Annotated in this window: 1 protein-coding gene; it reads left to right on the top strand. The window is 32.3% G+C overall.

Translation table 11 applies throughout. From position 1 onward, the window contains the following. Nucleotides 1-3,363 (top strand): amino acid adenylation domain-containing protein (locus Q1A47_RS20240; protein WP_299632736.1); only part of this gene is annotated, 3,363 nt, incomplete at both ends.

Below are 3,363 nucleotides of genomic sequence, written 5' to 3'. Positions count from 1 at the left end.
GTCAAGATTTGGCAAGAAGTCTTAGGCATAAATGAAATAGGAACGGAGGATAATTTCTTTGAACTTGGTGGGAATTCACTTAAAGCTAGTTTAGTAATGAATAAAGTCCATAAGGAACTAGGAAAAGATTTACCATTAAAAATCTTTTTTGAACATGCAACGATAAGAAGTATCGCTCGCTATATAAGGAGAAGTGGGACTAAGGTATATGAACAAATTGAAAAGGTAGATATGAAAGAATACTATCAAACATCTTCAGTTCAAAAGAGAATGTACACTCTACAACAATTTGAAAAAGACAGTATCGCCTATAATATGCCTGCTGTTTATGAATTGGATGGTACCATAAACAAAGAAAGATTAAATAAGACCTTTAAAAAGCTGTTTAATCGTCATGAATCATTGCGAACATCTTTTCAAATGATTGATGGAGAAGTTGTTCAAAAAATTAATGATGACATTGCATTTAACTTGAACTTTATAAAAAAGTCTAATATATATCTAGCAACGATAATCAATGATTTGATTCAACCATTTGATCTAGAAGAAGCACCTTTATTCAGAGGAATGTTACTTGAAAATGGAGAGAAGAGCTATCTATTCATTGATTTGCACCACATTATAGCAGATGGAATATCGATGAATATTCTAATTAAAGATTTTATCCGTTTATATAATGGAAGCAATCTTTCTCCATTGCAAATTCAATATAAAGATTTTGCAGAGTGGCATAATAAGATATTAAAATCTAACGAAATAAAACAACAAGAAAACTATTGGAAAGGTCAATTCCGAGGTCATCTCCCTGTACTAAACTTACCTTATGATTTTGAAAGACCACAGGTCAAAAGCTTTGAAGGAAACCAGATCAGTTTTTCATTGGATAAGCAAAGAATGAATATCCTGAAAAAAATATCTAACCAATCGGACAGCACTTTGTTTATGGTTATTCTATCTTCCTTCTATATTTTATTAGCAAAGTATAGTGAACAAGAAGATATTATAGTTGGGACAACAACAGCTGGTAGATTGCATGCAAACCTAGAAGATGTAATGGGGATGTTTGTTAACACGATTGCCTTAAGAAATAGACCTGAGCGTGAAAAAGCTTTTAAAGATTTTTTGATGGAGGTTAAGGCAAATTCAGTAGCTGCTTTTGAAAATCAAACGTATCAATTTGAAGCATTGTTAGAATCTGAAAATATTGAAAAAGATATAAGTAGAAATCCATTATTTGATGTCATGTTTTCTATGAATAATCAAGAGACAGATGCCATAGAGAATCTAATGCTAGATGGCTTTGTTATGGAACCATTAAAGATCAACGCAGGTATCACTAAGTTTGATTTAAGTTTAGCTGTAACTGAAAGAGAAGCTGGATTAACCTGCTCATTTGAGTATTGTACAAAGTTATTTAAGCAAGAAACCATTGAAAAAATGATCAATCATTTTAAAGAGATTGTGAAGTGTATTTGTGAAAATCCTAATATGAAAATCTCAGACATGGAAATGATTAGTCCAGCAGAGAAGGAAAAAATTCTTACAGATGTAAATAATACGAAGACAAATTATCCTAAAAATAAATCCTATGTAATGTTATTGGAAAAAAAAATAACAGAGAATGCAAATGGTATTGCTGCCGTATATAAAGATAAACAAATCACTTATGGTGAGTTAAATCAAAAAGCTAATGCTTTAGCACAAGTATTAAGAAATGAAGGGATACAGGATAATTCCATTATTCCAATAATGGTTGATCGTTCAATAGAAATGCTCATAGGTATCTTGGGAATATTAAAGGCTGGTGCAGCATTTATGCCAATCGATACTAAATTTCCTAAAGAAAGAATTAATTACATGTTAGAAGATATTAAAGCAAGCCTATTTTTAACAGTGAAAGGTTCTGATATACCAACTAGTGTTAATCCAATTTATTTGGATGATGAACGTGTATATTGCAATGTGGATTTGGATTTCCAGGTTGCTTATAGTCCTGATAAATTAGCATATGTGATGTATACATCAGGTTCGACTGGTAAACCAAAGGGGGTTCAAATAACACAAAGAAGTATTGTCAATTTATGTATGTGGTTTGGTAAACAGTATGGTTTGTATCAAAATAAAAATGTATTGCAAAATACAAGCATTTCTTTTGATGTATCCGTGGAAGAAATTTTCCCAACATTGTTATACGGGGGTACGTTGTTCATCACAACAGAAAAAGAATCTCTTTCTCGAGAGCATTTTAGAGATTTCATTCGAAGAAACAAGATAAACATCGTCCAATTAGTACCTACTATGATGAGAGAATTTATTGCTGGTGGGGAGAAACTTGAAAGCATCCAAGTATTGATTTCTGGTGGAGAAGCATTACCACAAGCTTTACAAGCAGAAATCATGGATATTGGTTATAATTTATATAATTGCTATGGCCCAACGGAATATACTGTTGATGCTATTACAACGAAATGTGTGGAATCTGAGAATGTCGTTATTGGTAAACCAATAGCAAATACAAATGCTTATATTTTGGATAGAGATGGTCATTTACAACCAATCGGATTACCAGGAGAACTCTGTATAGGTGGAGATGGTTTAGCATTAGGCTATCTAAATAGACCAGAATTAACTTCTGAAAAATTTGTAGAAAATCCATTTATACAAGGGGAAAAAATTTATAAAACAGGCGATCGAGCTAAATTATTATCAGATGGAACCATTGAATTTCTTGGTAGGATCGACAATCAGGTTAAAATTAGAGGCGTTCGAGTTGAACTCGGTGAAATCGAAGAACGAATACAGGAGCATCCTGAGGTTAAGGAGGCAGTTGTTATAGCTAAGGTCAATCATCATGATCATTACTTAGTTGCTTATATCATAGGAAGCATTGCTTCTTTAGAAATAAAACAGTATTTAAAAAAGACGCTCCCTTATAATATGGTGCCAACTCATATTATGAAATTAGAGGAACTGCCCTTGACCAATAATGGAAAGGTAAATAGAAATGCTTTACCAGAACCAAATCTAGAAATGATGAGCCAGGTTGAGCGTGCTCAACCAAAAACAAAACTGCAGAAAAATTTAATGGACATATGGTCTAATGTGTTAAACAAAGAAATTTATAGTATTTATGTGAACTTTTTTGAAATAGGCGGACATTCCCTAAAAGCAATCATCGTTTCGAATGAAATTGAGAAAAACATAAATGTGGCAGTATCTATAATAGATATATTTAAGTATCCGTCAATTCAGGAATTAAGTGATTTCTTAGAAGGAAAGCAAGAAAAACGATATGAAATGATTCCGGTTTGTGAGGAAAGGGAATATTATGAAACATCGTCTGCTCAAAAACGAATGTATATG

Source organism: uncultured Virgibacillus sp., assembly GCF_947495635.1.
GTDB lineage: Bacteria > Bacillota > Bacilli > Bacillales > Amphibacillaceae > Virgibacillus > Virgibacillus salarius.
The sequence above is the reverse complement of the archived record's forward strand: the minus strand, read 5'-3'. Positions and strand labels throughout refer to the sequence as shown.